Source organism: Halopseudomonas aestusnigri (assembly GCF_002197985.1).
GTDB lineage: Bacteria > Pseudomonadota > Gammaproteobacteria > Pseudomonadales > Pseudomonadaceae > Halopseudomonas > Halopseudomonas aestusnigri.
The window spans coordinates 183,012-200,876 of sequence record NZ_NBYK01000005.1 but is presented as its reverse complement, the minus strand read 5'-3'; the positions used below and the strand labels follow the sequence as shown (position 1 = coordinate 200,876).

Sequence of the window (17,865 nt, the reverse complement as noted above, 5' to 3'; positions counted from 1 at the left end):
GGCGTCGCTCCTTAGCAGTCCAGCGGATTGGGTTTGTCAGCATCCAGGCCAAAGGCCTTGAGCGCATCGGTCAGCACCTTGGGCTTGAGTTTGCCCTGCTCGACCAGCGCGCTGAGTGCGGTATAGGCAACCCAGTGGCGATCCACCTCGAAGAAGTGACGCAGCTTGCGACGGCTGTCGCTGCGGCCGAAGCCGTCGGTGCCGAGCACCTTGTAGGGCGCCGGCACCCACTGGCGAATCTGATCGGCATACAGCTTCATGTAGTCGGTAGCGGCGATGACCGGGCCCTGACGCTTGTCCAGACACTGCTCGACGAAGCTGGTCTTGGGCTTGCGAGTCGGGTGCAGGCGGTTGTCGCGCTCGACTGCCAGACCGTCGCGGCGCAGTTCGTTGAAGCTGGTAACGCTCCAGATGTCGGCGCTGACGCCAAAGTCGCTCTTGAGGATGGCGGCGGCTTCGCGTACTTCGCGCAGGATGGTGCCAGAGCCCATCAGCTGCACGTGCAGATCGCCCGGCTTGCCGGTGGAGTCGAGCAGATACATGCCGCGCATGATGCCATCTTCCACACCTTTGCCCTTGGGCATGGCCGGTTGGGTGTAGGCTTCGTTCATGACGGTCAGGTAGTAGTAGACGTTCTCCTGCTCCTCCATCATGCGGCGCGCGCCCTCGCGGATGATCACCGCCAGTTCATAGCCGTAGGTTGGGTCGTAGCTGCGACAGTTGGGGATGGTCGATGCCAGCAGGTGGCTGTGACCGTCCTCGTGCTGCAGACCCTCACCGTTCAGGGTGGTGCGGCCTGCGGTGCCGCCTATCAAAAAGCCCTTGGCGCGGCTGTCGCCGGCGGCCCAGGCCAGATCGCCGATACGCTGGAAGCCGAACATCGAATAGAAGATGTAGAACGGCAGCATCGGCTGGTTGTGAGTGCTGTAGGCTGTACCGGCCGCAATCCAGCTGGACATCGCACCGGCTTCGTTGATGCCTTCCTCGAGGATCTGACCTTTCTTGTCCTCGCGATAGAACATCACCTGATCCTTGTCGACCGGCTCATACAGCTGACCGACCGAGGAATAGATGCCGAGTTGACGGAACATGCCTTCCATGCCGAAGGTACGGGCTTCGTCCGGCACGATGGGGACGATGCGCGGGCCGAGTTCCTTGTCCTTGACCAGTTGCGACAGGATGCGCACGAAAGCCATGGTGGTCGAGATTTCACGGTCGCCGGTGCCGTCCAGAATGGCTTTCAGGGTGTCCAGCGGCGGAACCGGCACGCGCTTGCTCTCGACGCGGCGCTGGGGCATGTAGCCACCCAGTGCTTCGCGGCGGGCGTGCAGGTACTTGTATTCGGCACTGCCTTCCTCCGGTTTGAAGAACGGCAGCTTTTCCAGTTCGTCGTCGTTGACCGGAATGTCGAAGCGGTCGCGGAATTTCTTCAGGCTGTCGATATCGACTTTCTTGGTGTTGTGCGCGGTGTTCTGACCCTGGCCGGCACCGGTGCCGTAGCCCTTGATGGTCTTGGCCAGAATGACCGACGGCTGGCCTTCGTGGTTGACCGCCTCATGGTACGCGGCATACACCTTGTACGGATCATGGCCGCCCCGGTTGAGCTTCCAGATTTCCTCGTCGGAGAGGTCCTTGACCATTTCCTTGAGCTCGGGGCGGGTGCCGAAGAAGTGCTCGCGCACGAACGCACCGTCCTTGGCCTTGTAATTCTGGTAGTCGCCGTCGACGGCTTCTTCCATACGCTGTTGCAGCAGGCCGTTGTCGTCCTTGGCGAACAGCGGGTCCCACATGCGGCCCCAGATGACTTTGATGACGTTCCAGTCGGCACCGCGGAAGCTGCCTTCCAGTTCCTGGATAATCTTGCCGTTGCCGCGCACCGGGCCGTCCAGACGCTGCAGGTTGCAGTTGATCACGAAGATCAGGTTATCCAGTTTCTCGCGACCGGCCAGTGAGATGGCGCCGAGGGTTTCCGGCTCGTCGGTTTCACCGTCGCCGACAAAGCACCAGACCTTCTGCTTGCCCGGCTCGATAAAGCCGCGGTGCTCGAGGTACTTCATAAAGCGCGCCTGATAGATCGCCTGAATCGGGCCCAGGCCCATGGAGACGGTCGGGAACTGCCAGAAGTCGGGCATCAGCCACGGGTGCGGGTAGGAGGACAGCCCCTTGCCGTCGACCTCCTGGCGGAAGTTCTCCATCTGCTCTTCGCTGATGCGGCCTTCCATGAACGCGCGGGCGTAGATGCCGGGCGAGGCATGGCCCTGGAAGAAGACCAGGTCACCACCGTGCTCCTCGGTTGGCGCCTTGAAGAAATAGTTGAAGCCGATGTCGTACAGAGTCGCGCTGGAGGCGAAGGTGGAGATGTGGCCACCCAGATCCGGGTCCTGCTGGTTGGTGCGCATGACCATGGCCAGCGCGTTCCAGCGGACCAGCGAGCGAATGCGGCGCTCCATGAACAGGTCGCCTGGCATGCGGGCTTCGTGGGTGACCGGAATGGTGTTGCGATACGGTGTGGTAATGGCGTAGGGCAGCGGGGTGCCGCTGCGGCTGGCCAACTCGCCAAGCCGGGTCATCAGGTAGTGCGCGCGGTCTTCACCCTCGTTGTCGAGGACGGACTCCAGCGCGTCGAGCCATTCCTGGGTTTCGAGTGGATCAATATCATCGTGCTTCATTGTGGTCTCCAGACCTTGTGGGCCTTGCAAGTGCCGGAAGCGGTCGCGAACCTGCCGATCGGAGGGTGTCGACCTGGGCTTGCCAAACACCTGTGGGTGTTGTGACAGGGTGTGTTGGAATTTGTTCTGTAGTTTTACTACATAAAATCAGCTTTATCCAGTCCGCAAAGGTCTAATTTGTAGTTGTACTACATTCAGACTATCTGGTCATGTTGCGCCGCTTCCCCGTCGGCAGCCATCGTGGCAAGCTGCTGTTTCGGTTCATGAACAGGATAGACCATGCCATCTACGCTGCCCCCGCTGCCGGAGTCCCTGCAGGCAACCCGTGATCATCATCTTGCCCAGTGGGCGGCCGCGCTCGCCCAGGCGGGGCTGGCCGAGCGTCGGTCGGAGCTCGGTGAGGTTTTTGAAACAGAGCTGGCGCAGGTGCTGGCAGCCAGTGACTTCGTGGCAGAGCAGTTACGCCGTGATCCTTTGCTGGCCTGGCGGCTGGTGGAGCAGGGGCGTTTGACCCGCTCACTCGAAGAGGGCGAGCTGCGTGGCCTGCTGCAGCAGGTGCTGGAAGGCTGTGACAGTGAGGAGCAACTGGCGCAGCGTCTGCGCCGCTTTCGTCAGTGGCAGCAGGTGCGCATCATCTGGCGCGACCTGACCCGCCGGGCGGCATTGAAGGAAACCACCCGTGATCTCTCGGATATGGCCGACGCCTGCATCGACGAGGCCTATCAGTGGCTGTACCGGCTTTGCTGTACCAGCTTCGGCGAGCCGGTCAGTCGTGACGGTGTGCCGCAGCACATGGTGGTATTGGGTATGGGCAAATTGGGCGCGGTCGAGCTGAATCTGTCGTCCGATATTGACCTGATCTTTGCCTATCCCGAGGCAGGTGAGACCCGCGGTGGTCGTCGCAGCCTGTCGAATCAGGAGTTTTTCATTCGCCTGGGGCAGAAGCTGATCAAGGCGCTGGATGCGCCCACGGTCGATGGCTTTGTGTTCCGTGTTGACATGCGCCTGCGACCCTATGGCGACAGCGGTGCGCTGGTGTTCAGCTTTGACGCGCTGGAACAGTATTACCAGAGCCAGGGGCGCGACTGGGAGCGCTATGCCATGATCAAGGCGCGGGTGGTGGCTGGTGACCAGCAGGCCGGCGCCGAGCTGCTGGCGATGCTGCGGCCGTTTGTCTACCGGCGTTACCTGGATTTCGCCGCGATTGATGCGCTGCGCACGCTCAAGCAGATGATTCAGCGCGAGGTGCAGCGCAAGGGCCTGCACGACAACGTCAAACTGGGCTCTGGTGGCATCCGCGAGGTCGAGTTTATCGGTCAGGCGTTCCAGTTGATTCACGGAGGGCGTGACCGCAGCTTGCAGCAGCGGCCGATTCTGGGGGTACTGAAAACCCTGGGTGAGAATAACTACCTGCCTGCTGAAGCAGTGCAGGAACTGACCGATGCTTATGGCTTTTTGCGTGATACCGAACACGCCCTGCAGGCGGTTGATGACCGTCAGACGCAGATGCTGCCGACTGATCCGCAAGGTCAGGCGCGGATTGCCTGGATGCTCGGTTTCTCCGGTTGGGAGACTTTTCGTGAACACCTGGATGCAGAGCGCTGGCGTGTAGCCCGGCATTTTGCCGGCGTGATTGCAGACCCGGACGAAGACGAGGGCGAGCTGCAGTCGAGTCAGGTTGACTGGGTGCCGTTGTGGGATGGCACCCTGGAGCCGGAGCAGGGACTGCAGCAACTGACAGAGGCTGGCTACACCGAAGCGCCGGCGGCCTGGAAACGCCTGCAGGATCTGCTCGGTTCGGCCAGGGTGCGCGCCATGCAGCGGGCGGGGCGTGAGCGGCTGGATATCTTCATGCCGCGGCTGCTGGCCATGGCCTGCGAGCAGGATAATCCCGATCTGGCTCTGGAGCGCGTGCTGCCCCTGGTCGAGGCAGTGGCGAGGCGCTCTGCCTATCTGGTGCTGCTGACCGAGAATCCGGGTGCACTGCGTGAGCTGCTGGTGCTGTGTGCGGCCAGCCCCTGGATCGCCGAGCAGATTGCCCGCTACCCGGTGGTTCTGGATGAGCTGCTGAACGCCGGACGACTTTACCGGCCACCGGTCGCAGAGGAGCTGGCCGACGAGCTGCGTCAGCAGTTGCTGCGCATCCCCGAGGACGATCTTGAGCAGCAGATGGAAACCCTGCGCTATTTCAAGCGTGCGCACGTGCTGCGCATTGCTGCCTCGGAAATCGCGGGCACCCTGCCGCTGATGAAGGTAAGTGATTACCTGACCTGGATGGCGGAAGCGATCCTGCAGCAGGTGCTGATGCTGGCGTGGCGCGAAATGGTTGCCCGCCACGGCCGCCCGGCGCGGGCCGACGGATCGCGCTGCGAACTGGATTTCATCATTGTTGGTTATGGCAAGGTCGGCGGTATTGAGCTGGGGCATGGCTCCGATCTGGACCTGGTGTTTATCCACGACGGTGATCCGCAGGCCGATACCGATGGTGAGCGACCGATTGAGGGCAGCAAGTTCTTCACCCGGCTGGGGCAGCGGGTGATCCACATGCTCAATACCCAGACGGTTTCCGGGGCATTGTACGAGGTGGATATGCGCCTGCGGCCGTCCGGCGATTCCGGGCTGCTGGTCAGCTCGCTGGCGTCGTTCTCGCGCTATCAGCTGGATGAGGCCTGGACCTGGGAGCATCAGGCACTGGTGCGGGCACGTGCGCTGGTCGGCTGTGAACGTCTTGCCGAACGCTTTCAGGCGCTTCGGGCTCAGGTGTTGGGCCGCCAGCGCGATGAGCAAACGCTGCTGCGCGAGGTCAGCGACATGCGCCAGAAGATGCGCGACAACCTCGGTACCAAGGCAACGCGGGCCGGTACAACGGCAGATGCCTTCACCGCAGCGCAATTGTTTGATCTCAAGCAGGACGCAGGTGGTATCGTTGACATCGAATTTATGGTGCAATATGCGGTTCTTGCCTGGTCGTGCCGGTACCCCGAATTACTGCGCTACACCGACAACATCAGGATTCTTGATGAGCTGCAAAACGCCGGTCTGATCGCCGGTGAGGATGTCACCAGCCTGCAGGAGGCTTACAAGGCCTACCGGGCTGCAGCTCATCGCCTGGCTCTACAGAATCAGCCGGGCAAAGTAAGCGGCGACCAGTTTCATGATTTCCGACACGGGGTCATCAAGCTCTGGCAGCAGGTGCTGCCACCCCAGGAGCCGATCCCCGATACGCGGGTGTGATCGGCTAGGGCGCGCTCAGGCAGAAACCAAGAACGCAAGACTGATTGAATAGATACGTATGGAGCTGGCTGCTATGTCGATGGCCGATCGTGATGGTCTAATCTGGTTTGATGGTGAAATGATTCCCTGGCGTGAAGCCAATATTCACGTGCTCACGCACTCGCTGCACTACGGCATGGGCGTATTCGAAGGCGTCCGTGCCTACAAGACCCCGGATGGCACCGCCATCTTCCGTCTGGACGCTCACACCGATCGCCTGTTCGATTCCGCCCACATCATGGGCATGAAGATTCCCTTTACCAAGGAACAGCTGAACGAGGCGCAGCGCGCCGTGGTTCGCGAGAACAACCTGGAAACCGCCTATATTCGCCCGCTGGTGTTCTACGGGTCCGAAGGCATGGGCATCCGCGCTGACAACCTGAAGGTACATGTTGCCATCGCAGCCTGGCATTGGGGTGCCTACATGGGCGAAGAAGCACTTGAGCGCGGCATCAAGATTCGCACCAGTTCCTTCACCCGTCACCACGTCAACATCACCATGACCCGTGCCAAGGCCAGCGGTGCCTACATGAACTCCATGCTGGCGCTGCAGGAAGCGGTCTCCGCCGGTGCCGACGAGGCGCTGCTGCTGGATCCGGAAGGCTATGTTGCCGAGGGCTCGGGCGAGAACGTATTCATCGTCAAGAACGGCACCATCTACACCCCGGAAGTGACTGCCTGCCTGAACGGCATTACTCGCGCAACTGTGCTGGCGCTGGCGTCGCAGTTCAATATCCCGGTTGTCGAGAAGCGTATTACCCGCGACGAGGTGTATATCGCCGACGAGGCCTTCTTCACGGGTACCGCCGCCGAAGTTACGCCGATTCGCGAGCTGGATTGCCGCCAGATCGGTGCAGGCCGTCGCGGTCCGATCACTGAAAAACTGCAGAAGGCGTACTTCGATCTGGTCACCGGCCAGACCGCAGAGCACGCCGAATGGCGGACACTGGTCGGTTGATGGCTGCAAGCGGCAAGCCTCAAGCGGCAAGTATTTGCGCGCCGCTCGGGGTTTGTTGCTTGAGGCTTGAAGCTTGAAGCTTATGAACATCCTGATTATCGGTCCCAGCTGGGTTGGCGACATGGTGATGGCGCAGACGCTGTTCACCTGTCTGAAGCAACGCCATGGTGACGACTGCATGATCGATGTGCTGGCGCCTGACTGGAGCCGGCCGATTCTCGAGCGCATGCCGGAAGTGCGCAGCGCGCTGAGCTTTCCGCTCGGTCATGGCGCGCTGGAGCTTGCTACCCGGCGGCGCATTGGTCGCAGTCTGGCCGGTCAGTACGATCAGGCGATTCTGCTGCCCAACTCCCTCAAGTCAGCGCTGGTTCCCTTCTTTGCCGATATTCCGCTGCGCACCGGTTGGCGTGGCGAGATGCGCTACGGTCTGCTCAACGACGTGCGCAAGCTGGACAAGGACGCCTACCCGCTGATGATCGAGCGCTTTATGGCGCTGGCCTATGAGCCGGGCACCGAGTTGCCGACACCCTATCCGCGTCCGTCGCTGCAGATTGATCCGGCATCGCGTGATGCGGCATTGGCGCATTTTGGCCTGGAGCGTGATCGTCCGGTGCTGGCGCTGTGCCCGGGGGCCGAATTTGGCGAGGCCAAGCGCTGGCCGTCGGAGCACTATGCTGCCGTGGCCGAAGCGCGCATTCGGCAGGGCTGGCAGGTCTGGCTGTTCGGCTCGAAAAATGACCATGCGGTTGCCGAACAAATTCGCGCTCGCCTGATTCCAGGGTTGCGCGAAGAGTCGACCAACCTGTGTGGCGATACCAGTCTGGCTCAGGCGATTGACCTGCTGTCGTGCGCTGATGCGGTGGTCAGCAATGACTCGGGGCTGATGCATGTGGCTGCGGCGCTGAATCGCCCGTTGGTGGCGGTCTACGGCTCGACCTCGCCCGGTTTTACGCCGCCGTTGGCTGACCAGGTGGAAATGGTGCGGCTGGGCCTGGATTGCAGCCCCTGCTTTGATCGGACTTGCCGATTTGGTCATTACAACTGTCTGCGTGATCTGGCACCTGCCCAGGTGGACGCAGCGCTGGATCGGCTGGTAGGCGATCTGCTGCCCGACCCGCAGGACAGCTGATCCTGATGCGGGTGCTGCTGATCAAGACGTCCTCGCTCGGGGATGTCATTCATACCCTCCCGGCATTGACCGATGCTGCGCGCGCTATCCCCGGCATCCGTTTCGACTGGGTGGTGGAAGAGGGCTTTGCCGAAATTCCGTACTGGCATCCGGCCGTGGAGGCCGTGATTCCGGTGGCCATTCGTCGTTGGCGCAAGAAGCCGTTTCAGGCAGTGCGCAGCGGTGAGTGGGGCAACTTCAAACGCCGTCTGCGCGAGACTGACTATGATTTGGTGATCGATGCCCAAGGCCTGCTCAAGAGCGCCTGGCTGACCCGCTATACCAGCGCCGAGGTGGTAGGGCTGGATCGGGACTCGGCCCGTGAGCCGCTGGCCGCACGCTTTTATCAACGTCGGCTGCCAGTGCCGTGGGGCCAGCATGCGGTGGAGCGGACACGTCAGCTGTTTGCCCAGGCGCTTGGCTACACGCTGGAGGAAGGGCTGGGGGATTACGGTCTCGACCGCGCGGCATTGGGTGCCGAATCTGCCAGCACCCCTTACGTGGTGCTGTTGCACGGCACCACCTGGGTGACCAAACACTGGCCCGAGCTGTATTGGCGGCAACTGGCCGAGCGGCTGGTTGCCAGCGGTGTTGACGTGCGCCTGCCGTGGGGCAGCCTCGATGAGCAGGCCCGTGCGCTGCGCATTGCCGAGGGGCTCGAAGGCGCTATCGTACTGCCTCGGCTGCCGCTGCGCGATGTTGCCCGCCAGCTGGCCGGTGCCAGCGCCTGTGTCGCAGTCGATACCGGGCTCGGCCATCTGGCAGCGGCGCTGGATGTGCCGACCCTGTCGCTGTTCGGGCCAACCAATCCGGGCTTCACCGGCGCCTACGGTCGCGCGCAGCAGCATCTGGCCAGTGATTTTGCCTGTGCACCCTGTCTGCGCAAGCAGTGCAGCTACCAGCCGACCCCTGAGGATGCCCGCCGGTTCGATCTGACCCGCGAGCAACCACTGTGCTTTACTCGACTTGACCCCGACAGGGTCATGCAGCACCTGCGACCGCTGCTGTCCAACAAGAGAATCGTCTGATGCAGCTGGCTTTTGTGCTTTACAAGTATTTTCCCTTTGGCGGTTTGCAGCGTGACTTCATGCGCATCGCCAAGGTGTGTCAGGAGCGCGGACACCGTATTCGCGTCTATACCCTGATCTGGGAAGGTGATACTCCCGAGGGGTTTGAAGTGTTGGTGGCCCCCGTCAAGGCCCTGAGTAATCATCGCCGTAACGAGAAATTCACCGCCTGGATCCAGGCTGACCTGGCCAAACGCCCTGTCGACCGGGTGGTTGGCTTCAACAAGATGCCGGGGCTGGATGTTTACTATGCTGCCGATCCCTGCTTCGAAGACAAGGCGCAGACCCTGCGCAACCCGCTGTATCGCATCTCCAGCCGTTACCGCCACTTTGCCGAGTACGAGCGGGCGGTATTCTCGCCTGCTGGCAAGACGCAGATTCTGATGATCTCCGAGGTACAGCAGCCGCTGTTTACCAAACACTATAAAACCCCGCTGGATCGCTTCCATCTGCTGCCGCCGGGCATCGCACCGGATCGTCGGGCACCGGCCAACGCGGCCGAGATTCGCGCCGAATTCCGCGCTGAGTTCGGTCTGGCGGACGACGAACTGCTGCTGGTGCAGATCGGCTCCGGGTTTATCACCAAGGGTGTGGACCGCTCGATTCGCGCACTCGCGGCGCTGCCAGCTGACCTGCGCAAGCGCACCAGGCTGATGGTGATCGGTCAGGATGATCCCGGCACCTTCCAGCGCATCGCGCGCTCGCTGGCGGTGGATGACCGGGTGATCTTCATGAAGGGGCGCAGCGATGTACCGCGCTTTTTGCTGGGCGCCGATTTGCTGATTCATCCCGCCTACAACGAAAACACTGGCACTGTGCTGCTTGAAGCGCTGGTGGCGGGTCTGCCGGTGCTGGTGACGGATGTGTGCGGTTACGCCCATTACATCAGCGAGGCAGACTGTGGCCTGGTTGTGCCGTCACCATTCAAGCAGAGTCAGCTCGACCAGATGTTGAGCGACATGCTGAACAACTCAGCCTTGCGCAAGGAGTGGAAAGCCAATGCCCTGCGGTTTGCCGATCAGGCCGATCTCTACAGCCTGCCTGAGCGTGCTGCGGATGTGATCCTGGGAGCTGGCGCGTGAGCAATACCCTGATTCTGCGCGAGCCTTTCCTCAGTCTGTGGGCCAATCGCGACGCCTTCGATGCGGTGGAAGCGCTGCAAGGCGAGGTATTTCGCGAACTTGAAGCACGCCGCACGCTGCGCACGGAAGTCAATGGCAAGGGTTATTTCGTCAAGATTCATCGTGGCGTCGGGTGGGCCGAGATTTTCAAGAATTGGTCGACCCTCAAGCGCCCGGTGCTGGGCGCAGGGCAGGAGTGGCAGGCGATAAAGGCACTGACCGCTGCCGGCATCAATACCATGACGGCGGTAGCCTTTGGTGAGCGGGGCAGCAACCCTGCTGCACAGCACTCGTTCATCATTACCGAAGAGCTGGCGCCGACCATCAGTCTTGAAGATTACAGTCGTGACTGGCTGCATAAGCCGCCGGCTCCGGGCATCAAATGGGCGCTGATCCGCCGGGTAGCCGAGATGACTGCGGCCATGCACCGAGCTGGCGTCAATCACCGCGATTGCTACATCTGTCACTTCCTGCTGCATACCGACCGGCCGATGGATGCGAGTGATTTCAAGCTGTCGATCATCGATCTGCACCGCGCGCAAATTCGTCCGACCGTGCCCCGGCGCTGGCGCGACAAGGATCTGGCCGGGCTGTATTTCTCGGCACTCGAGATCAGCCTGACCCGACGCGACAAGCTGCGGTTTCTGCGCGCCTATTTTGCAGCCCCGCTGCGTGAGACCCTGCGGCTCGAAGCGCCTCTGCTGGCTCTGCTCGAGCGTAAGGCGCAGAAGTTGCTGGCCCGTTTCGAGCGCAAGTATGCGCCGGGGGCCGATGAATGAAACGCTGGACCCTGAACCCCGAGTACGCTACCGGGGAGAGTGGTCGGCTGTTCGCCGATCTGGATAAGGTGTTTGCGCTAGAAGGTGAGTTGATTACCTTCAGCCCGATTAGCACTGTGCATAAAGTATTTGTCGGGGATCGTCACTACTACGTCAAGCGTTACACCAGCAATGGGAAAGGTATTCGGCAATACTTTGGGCGCTGCCGAGTGCAGAGCGAATGGAAGAACCTGTTGATGTTCCATGCCTGGGGTATTCCTTCAGTCAACGTGGCGGCATTCGGGCTCGAACGAAGCGCTGGAAAGTTCATCAGAGGAGCGCTGGTTACCGAAGAACTGGCTGATACGCGAGATCTGGCCGAGCTCGCCAACCGTGATGATGTGCGTCTGCGAGATCGGAAATGGGTTGCCCATGTGTCGCGGCAAATCGCATGGTCGACCAAGATGATGCACGATCAGGGTTTTACCCATAACGATCTGAAGTGGCGCAACTTGCTGGTAGACAAACGTGCGCTTGGCAATGTGTACTTCATTGACTGTCCTGGCGGCAGTTTCTGGTGGGGCCCCATGCTGCGCTACCGGATCATCAAGGATTTGGCCTGCCTCGACAAAGTTGCCAAGCATCACCTTAGCCGTAGCCAGCGGCTGGCGTTCTACAAGCTGTATCTGGGCAAACAGCGTCTCGATGGTGCAGATCGCAAACAACTGCGCGCGATCCTGAGCTTCTTCAAGGGCCGAGAATGACGCGTACTCCCTTCATTGCCGTCAACGCCCGGGATGTGTTGTCCCGGCATAGTCTCGACAGCTTCGAGGCGCTTTGGACGCTCAAGGCTGATGCCGTTGACGCGCCGAATACGGGGCGCGGTGGCTGGAGCAGTGTCTGTCGTCTGGAGCTGGAGGATGCCAACGGTCAAGTGCAGCGCTTTTATCTCAAGCGACAGGACAACCACTGCACCCGTACCCTTAAAAGCCCCCTGGGGGAGCCGACCTTCGCCCGCGAGTTCCGCGCCATTCAAACCTATGCCAGGCAGGGTATTCCGGCGCTCGAGGCGGCGTTCTTCGCCCAGCGCAACGAAAGGGGGCATGCGCAGGCGGTGTTGTTGACCCGTGCGCTGGACGACTACGCTCCGCTGGATGAGTGGTTCGAGCGCTGGAGTCAGCTGTCGTCAGCCGAAATTCGTACCTTGATCCAGTCTGCGGCTGCGCTGGTTCGCGCACTGCATAATGCCGATCGTATTCATAACTGCCTGTATCCCAAGCATGTGTTTTTACGACTGCACAGCGATGGTGCTGGCGCACGACTGATCGATCTGGAGAAAACCCGACGGGCCATTTTCGGGCAGCGCGATCAGATTCGGGATCTGGATACCCTGCATCGGCGCAGTCTGGTGCCCAGCCGAAGTCAGCGCCTGCGTTTTGTCCTGGCCTATCTGGGCAAGCCTCGCCTTGACGCTGAAGCACGAGCCTTTGTCCGTGCCCTGCTGCGCCGTACCACTGGAAAGGGAATGAAGCGATGAGCCTGACAACCGATCTGTGCGGCGCTGGTCGCGAACCGCCGCTGTCGCTTGTCCTGTCGCTGCCTGAGGGAGAAGCGAGGGTACAGCGCTGGTTGCGCGTGTTGCCCGGCAAGCGACTGGTCGCTCAGGTTGAAATTGCCGGCTCGGTGCGGCTGCTCAAGCTGTTTATTGCGCAAGGTGCCGAGCGTCACTGCGCGCGCGAGGCGTCCGGTATTCGGGCGCTGCAAACGCAGGGCGTCGCCACGCCTGAGCTGCTGGGCGAGGGCGAAATTGAAGGGGGCGGCCGCTATTTGCTCAGCGCCTACCTGATTGGTGCTGAAACCCTGCAGCAACGCTGGGAAGCGCTGCCCGCCCGGCAGCCGGGCGACGCTGACGCGCTGAATCTGCTCGGTCAAGCTCTCAGCCTGATTGGCACCATGCACCACCGCGGCCTGGTTCAGACCGATTTGCATCTGGGCAACTTCCTGTATCACGAAGCGCAGCTGTACGTCATTGATGGCGATGCCGTAGAGGCCTTGAGCCCGGGCACTCCGCTTACTCCGGCACAGGCAGAAGACAACCTGGCGATCTTTTTTGCCCAGCTTGATCCAGAGTGGGATGAGCTCTGCGAGCTGCTGCTGATCGGTTACCTGCAGCACAACCCACTGGTGCTCAATCCCGACCGGCTGGCAGCTCAGATCAAGCGCGTGCGTCAGCGCCGGCTCGACGACTTTCTCGGCAAGACTCTGCGTGATTGCACCCAGTTCTCGGTCAAACGCAGCTGGGCGCGGTTTACTGCAGTCGTGCGCACCGAGTATCAACGTCTGGCATCGCTGCTCGCTGCACCAGATGACGCGTTGGCCGGCCAAACGCTGCTCAAGGACGGCGGAAGCAGTACGGTTGGCTGCGCTGTCGCTGATGGAAAGTCGGTGGTTATCAAGCGCTATAACATCAAGGGGTTCGGTCACTGGCTGACCCGCTTCTGGCGACCAAGCCGCGCCTGGCACTCCTGGCTGGCAGCGCATCGGCTGCAGTTTCTCGGCATCCCCACCCCGGCACCGCTGGCCATGATGGAGCAGCGTTTCGGCCCGCTGCGACTGCGGTCGTGGCTGATAACTGAATACTGTTACGGGGTCGACCTGCTGCGCCATCTCGGCGAAGATGGTCAGAGGTTGCCAGACGATGCTACCGCGACAGCACTGCTTAAGCTTTTTGCTCAACTGGTCGAGGCCAGAATCAGTCACGGAGATTTCAAGGCAACGAATCTGCTGTGGCTGGATGGAAGGGTGATTTTGATCGATCTGGACGCGATGCAGGCGCACACACGTATTGCTGGCTGGCAGCGTGCATGGCAGAAGGATCGACAACGGTTTATCCGTAACTGGCCTGCTGCAAGCCCGCTTGCATGCTGGCTGGAAGAGCGCATGCCGCGTTTTTAACCTAATTTTGGACTTCGAAAAAAGAGGATTCCCGTGGGATTTACTGTACTTGGCCTGTCTGGCGCCCTGAGCCATGACCCTTCTGCGGCCCTTTATATTGATGGCAAACTGATTGCTGCCGTCGAAGAAGAGCGATTTGTGCGTGACAAGCACGCCAAGAACCGGATGCCCTACGAGTCGGCGAAGTTCTGTCTTGAGCAGGCCGGCATCACGCCTGCCGATGTGGACGTTGTCTGCATTCCGTTTGCGCCCATCAGTCTATTTGGCAGCAAGGCGCGCTGGCACTACGCCAAGCGTTACTGGTATGCCCCTGATCGTTCACTGGACGCGCTGCTGACCGGCAATCGCCGCTTCAAACGTTATCGCAAGAAGATTCTCTGGTGCCTCGAACAGCTGGGCTTTGAGGCCAAGAAGGTGCGTCTGGAGCCGGTGGAGCATCACCTGGCGCATGCATCCAGTGCCTATCACTGTTCGGGCTTTAGCGAAAAGACTGCGATTCTCGGCATCGACGGCAAGGGTGAGTACGCCACCACCTTCTTCGGCTGGGGTGAAAACGGCAGGATCCACAAGATCAAGGAATTCTACGATCCGGATTCGCTGGGCGGTCTGTACGGCGCAATTACCGAATACCTCGGCTTCGAAATGCTCGACGGCGAGTTCAAGGTCATGGGTATGGCGCCCTACGGTGACGCCGCCAAGTACGACTTCTCCCGGCTGGCCAAGTTCGAAAATGGCGAGCTGATCATCAACACCGATTACGCCAACGTTATCGGCTTCCGCCGCTACAAGGAAAAAGGCAAGGGCTACTACTTCTCGCCCAAGCTGATCGAATGGCTGGGGCCCAAGCGTGAAGGCGACATCGCCGACGACCCCTATATTCATTACGCTGCCGCGATGCAGGCGCTGTTCGAAAAATTGGCGCTGGAGATGATTGACTACTATCTCGGCGACATTCTGAAGGAAACCGGCCGACTTGCCTTTGCCGGTGGCTGTGCACTGAACGTCAAGCTTAACCAGCGCATCATCGCGCGGCCGGACGTCAAGGAGCTGTTCGTACAGCCGGCTTCTGGTGACGCCGGCACCGCTGTGGGTGCTGCTGCCTTTGTCTCGGTCAAGAACGGCGTGCCGGTCGAGAAGATGGAACACGTCTACCTGGGCCCCTCATACAGTAACGAAGACATCATTGCTGCCTGCGCCCGTCATCCGAACAAGCCCCAATGGCAAAAGATCGACGATGTGCCGCAGGAAATCGCCAAGGTGCTGGTTGAAGGTAATCCGGTCGCCTGGTTCCAGGGTCGCATGGAGTTTGGCCCGCGGGCACTGGGCGGTCGTTCGATTATCGGTTGCCCGAGTATTGCAGGCGTAGCCGATCGCATCAACGAGCAGATCAAGTTCCGCGAGCGCTGGCGCCCGTTCTGCCCCTCAATGCTGGATACCGTTGCCCCGCAGATGCTCAGCGTTGATCACCCGTCGCCCTTCATGACGTTCACCTTCGACGTCAAGGAAGGCTGGGCCGAGCGTGTACCGGAGGTTGTGCACGAGGACGGTACCGCGCGTGCCCAGGTACTCAAGCGCGAATTCAATCCGCGCTACTACGATCTGATGAAGGAACTGGAAGCAATGACTGGCAACGGGGTGGTGCTCAATACCTCGCTTAACCGCCGTGGTGAGCCGATGGTCTGCTCACCGACCGATGCGCTGAACATGTTCTACGGGTCGGATCTGCAATTTTTGATTATGGAAGATATTCTGGTGATGAAGGAAAAGGACGGCGGGCACTGATCGATGACTGCGGATGGCGTTGTCTATTTCTCAAAGATGTTTCAGGCGGTTCCGCACCTGGCCCAGGTCGCACGTGTATTACCTGGAACCTTTGTATCCAGCCGCACTTCGACTCTGCGTGCTTTTCGGCGCCTGTACCCTGAGCTTGAGGTTGCGCGCTATTCCAAGCGATTCGGTTTTCTGGTGCGCGGCAACCGGCTATTGAAGGATGCAGACGCGATTGTTACCGGCTCGCCATATGGTAGCTTTCTTAAACCGTACGGGGCAAAAAAGGGTACGGTCTTTCACGGCACCTACATGATGCTCAGTAGGGAGGCGTTGTTGCGCAATAGTCACTTTGACCTGCTCTGTGCCATTGGGCCGCGTATGAAAGGGATGCTTGAGCGCTTTCCAGAGGCGGAGCGGCTGAATATTGTAGATACTGGGTTTCTGCCGTTTTGCGAGTATCCTGAACGCTCGGTACAGCAGCGATCAACGGTCTTGCAGCGACTGGGGCTTGATCCTCAGCGTCAGACTGTGCTCTACACTTCTAGTCGGCGGGGATTCGGCTCCTGGCAGCGCGCAGCGGAACAATTGGTAAACACAGCGGCGCCGCATTTCAATTTGATCCTGCGTCCCCATCCGAGCCAGTCTCTGACCTCTCGTCGTGCCGATAGGGACAGCTTCAAACGGGTGCGTGCTCTGATTGAGGCGCGAGGCAATGTGTTTCTGGATTTGAGTGAGTGCGCACTGTCGGAGGTGCTGTCAGTCTCGGATTTGGTGGTCTCGGATGCCAACTCGCCCAGCGAGGAAGCGCTGTTTTATGATGTTCCGCAGTTGATGATAGAAACGCCCGAGTGCTCGCGAGACGTCATTCGTCAGATTGGCGAGCGTGAAGCCATGCACCCTGATGACCTATCGCGGTTGCTGACCCTGTATGATTGCGGACCTAATCTTTATATCGGTGATCAGACACCGGATTTTTCAACTGTACTAGATAAGGCCCTGACCGATCAGACTGCCTATGCCGCCCAACGTGAGCGTTATTTCTCCTGGGTGTTTGGCTCTCGTGATCGCATGGCCAACGAGCGGGTCGCTCGTGCCATCCAAACGCATCTGCTCTGAAGGGGATTCCCATGCTGACCAACAAGACCATTCTCATTACCGGCGGCACTGGCTCGTTCGGCAACACCTTTGTCCCCATGACGCTGGAGCGCTTCAACCCCAAGAAGATCATCATTTTCTCCCGTGATGAAATGAAACAGTGGGACATGGCCAAAAAATACGAAGGCGATCCACGCCTGCGCTTCTTTATTGGCGACGTGCGCGACAAGGACCGCCTGTACCGGGCTCTAGACGGCGTGGACTATGTGGTCCATGCTGCTGCAACCAAGATTGTTCCTACCGCCGAGTACAACCCGTTCGAGTGTGTGAAGACCAACATCAACGGCGCGATGAACCTGATCGACGCTTGTATCGACAAGGGCGTCAAAGGTGTTGTGGCCCTGTCGACCGACAAGGCCAGCTCGCCGATCAACTTGTACGGCGCGACCAAGCTGGCGTCCGACAAGATGTTTGTTGCCGGCAACTCCTACTCGGGTGAGCACGGTACCCGTTTTTCAGTGGTTCGCTACGGTAATGTCATGGGCTCGCGCGGCTCGGTCATTCCGTTCTTCATGTCGATCAAAGACAAGGGGGTGTTGCCGATTACCGATCAGCGCATGACGCGCTTCATGATCTCCTTGGAGGAGGGCGTTGAGCTGGTGTGGCATGCCTTTGCTGACATGGAGGGGGGCGAGATCTACGTGAAGAAGATTCCCTCGATGAAAGTGACCGATCTGGCGCGGGTCGTTGCGCCGGATGCCCGTCAGGAGGTTATCGGTATTCGTCCAGGCGAAAAGCTGCACGAGCAAATGATCAGCGCTGAAGATGCCTACTACACCTACGAGTACCCGGAGCACTTCAAAATTCTCCCGACCATCCACGAGTGGGCTACCTGCGCCAAGCGGATCAAGGATGGCAAGAAGGTGCCTGAGGGCTTTGTCTACGCCAGTGACAACAACAGCGAGTGGATGACTGACGCTCAGCTGCAGGAGTGGATCGACGCCAACCGTGAAAAGATCGGGAGTATCTGA

Annotated in this window: 13 protein-coding genes; 12 read left to right on the top strand and 1 reads right to left on the bottom strand. The window is 60.2% G+C overall.

The features are described 5' to 3' along the window. Nucleotides 1–11: 11 nt before the first annotated feature. Complete coding sequence (gene aceE / locus B7O88_RS10045; protein WP_088275708.1) at nucleotides 12–2,669, bottom strand: pyruvate dehydrogenase (acetyl-transferring), homodimeric type; 2,658 nt, start codon at nucleotides 2,667–2,669, stop codon at nucleotides 12–14. A gap of 279 nt (nucleotides 2,670–2,948) precedes the next feature. Here aceE and glnE point away from each other — a divergent pair, with 279 nt between their 5' ends. From glnE to pseB, 12 genes are all read left to right on the top strand, one after another. After that, the gene (gene glnE / locus B7O88_RS10040; protein ID WP_088275707.1) at nucleotides 2,949–5,903 is read left to right on the top strand and encodes a bifunctional [glutamate--ammonia ligase]-adenylyl-L-tyrosine phosphorylase/[glutamate--ammonia-ligase] adenylyltransferase; all 2,955 of its coding nucleotides are present in this window, start codon (nucleotides 2,949–2,951) and stop codon (nucleotides 5,901–5,903) included. A 73-nt stretch (nucleotides 5,904–5,976) separates the two neighbouring features. Next, nucleotides 5,977–6,900, top strand: a complete 924-nt coding sequence (locus B7O88_RS10035) for a branched-chain amino acid transaminase (protein ID WP_088275742.1) — start codon at nucleotides 5,977–5,979, stop codon at nucleotides 6,898–6,900. A gap of 82 nt (nucleotides 6,901–6,982) precedes the next feature. Then, complete coding sequence (gene waaF / locus B7O88_RS10030) at nucleotides 6,983–8,029, top strand: lipopolysaccharide heptosyltransferase II (protein ID WP_088275705.1); 1,047 nt, start codon at nucleotides 6,983–6,985, stop codon at nucleotides 8,027–8,029. A gap of 5 nt (nucleotides 8,030–8,034) precedes the next feature. After that, nucleotides 8,035–9,096 (top strand): lipopolysaccharide heptosyltransferase I, encoded by a 1,062-nt coding sequence (gene waaC / locus B7O88_RS10025; RefSeq protein ID WP_088275704.1) that lies wholly within the window; start codon nucleotides 8,035–8,037, stop codon nucleotides 9,094–9,096. Continuing rightward, nucleotides 9,096–10,217, top strand: coding sequence for a glycosyltransferase family 4 protein (locus B7O88_RS10020; RefSeq protein WP_088275703.1), 1,122 nt, complete (start codon nucleotides 9,096–9,098; stop codon nucleotides 10,215–10,217). Before waaC ends, B7O88_RS10020 begins: the two co-directional genes overlap by 1 nt. Further along, a complete protein-coding gene (gene rfaP / locus B7O88_RS10015; RefSeq protein WP_088275702.1) occupies nucleotides 10,214–11,035 on the top strand; it encodes a lipopolysaccharide core heptose(I) kinase RfaP in 822 nt (273 codons plus the stop codon). Before B7O88_RS10020 ends, rfaP begins: the two co-directional genes overlap by 4 nt. Further along, complete coding sequence (locus B7O88_RS10010) at nucleotides 11,032–11,778, top strand: lipopolysaccharide kinase InaA family protein (RefSeq protein ID WP_088275701.1); 747 nt, start codon at nucleotides 11,032–11,034, stop codon at nucleotides 11,776–11,778. The genes rfaP and B7O88_RS10010 overlap by 4 nt, the downstream gene beginning before the upstream one ends. Then, nucleotides 11,775–12,551 (top strand): lipopolysaccharide kinase InaA family protein, encoded by a 777-nt coding sequence (locus B7O88_RS10005; RefSeq protein WP_088275700.1) that lies wholly within the window; start codon nucleotides 11,775–11,777, stop codon nucleotides 12,549–12,551. Before B7O88_RS10010 ends, B7O88_RS10005 begins: the two co-directional genes overlap by 4 nt. Further along, the gene (locus tag B7O88_RS10000) at nucleotides 12,548–13,969 is read left to right on the top strand and encodes a lipopolysaccharide kinase InaA family protein (protein WP_088275698.1); all 1,422 of its coding nucleotides are present in this window, start codon (nucleotides 12,548–12,550) and stop codon (nucleotides 13,967–13,969) included. The genes B7O88_RS10005 and B7O88_RS10000 overlap by 4 nt, the downstream gene beginning before the upstream one ends. A 33-nt stretch (nucleotides 13,970–14,002) precedes the next feature. Beyond that, the gene (locus B7O88_RS09995) at nucleotides 14,003–15,751 is read left to right on the top strand and encodes a carbamoyltransferase family protein (protein ID WP_088275697.1); all 1,749 of its coding nucleotides are present in this window, start codon (nucleotides 14,003–14,005) and stop codon (nucleotides 15,749–15,751) included. 3 nt (nucleotides 15,752–15,754) lie between these two features. After that, nucleotides 15,755–16,855, top strand: a complete 1,101-nt coding sequence (locus B7O88_RS09990; RefSeq protein ID WP_088275696.1) for a hypothetical protein — start codon at nucleotides 15,755–15,757, stop codon at nucleotides 16,853–16,855. 11 nt (nucleotides 16,856–16,866) lie between these two features. Then, complete coding sequence (pseB, locus tag B7O88_RS09985; RefSeq protein WP_088275695.1) at nucleotides 16,867–17,865, top strand: UDP-N-acetylglucosamine 4,6-dehydratase (inverting); 999 nt, start codon at nucleotides 16,867–16,869, stop codon at nucleotides 17,863–17,865.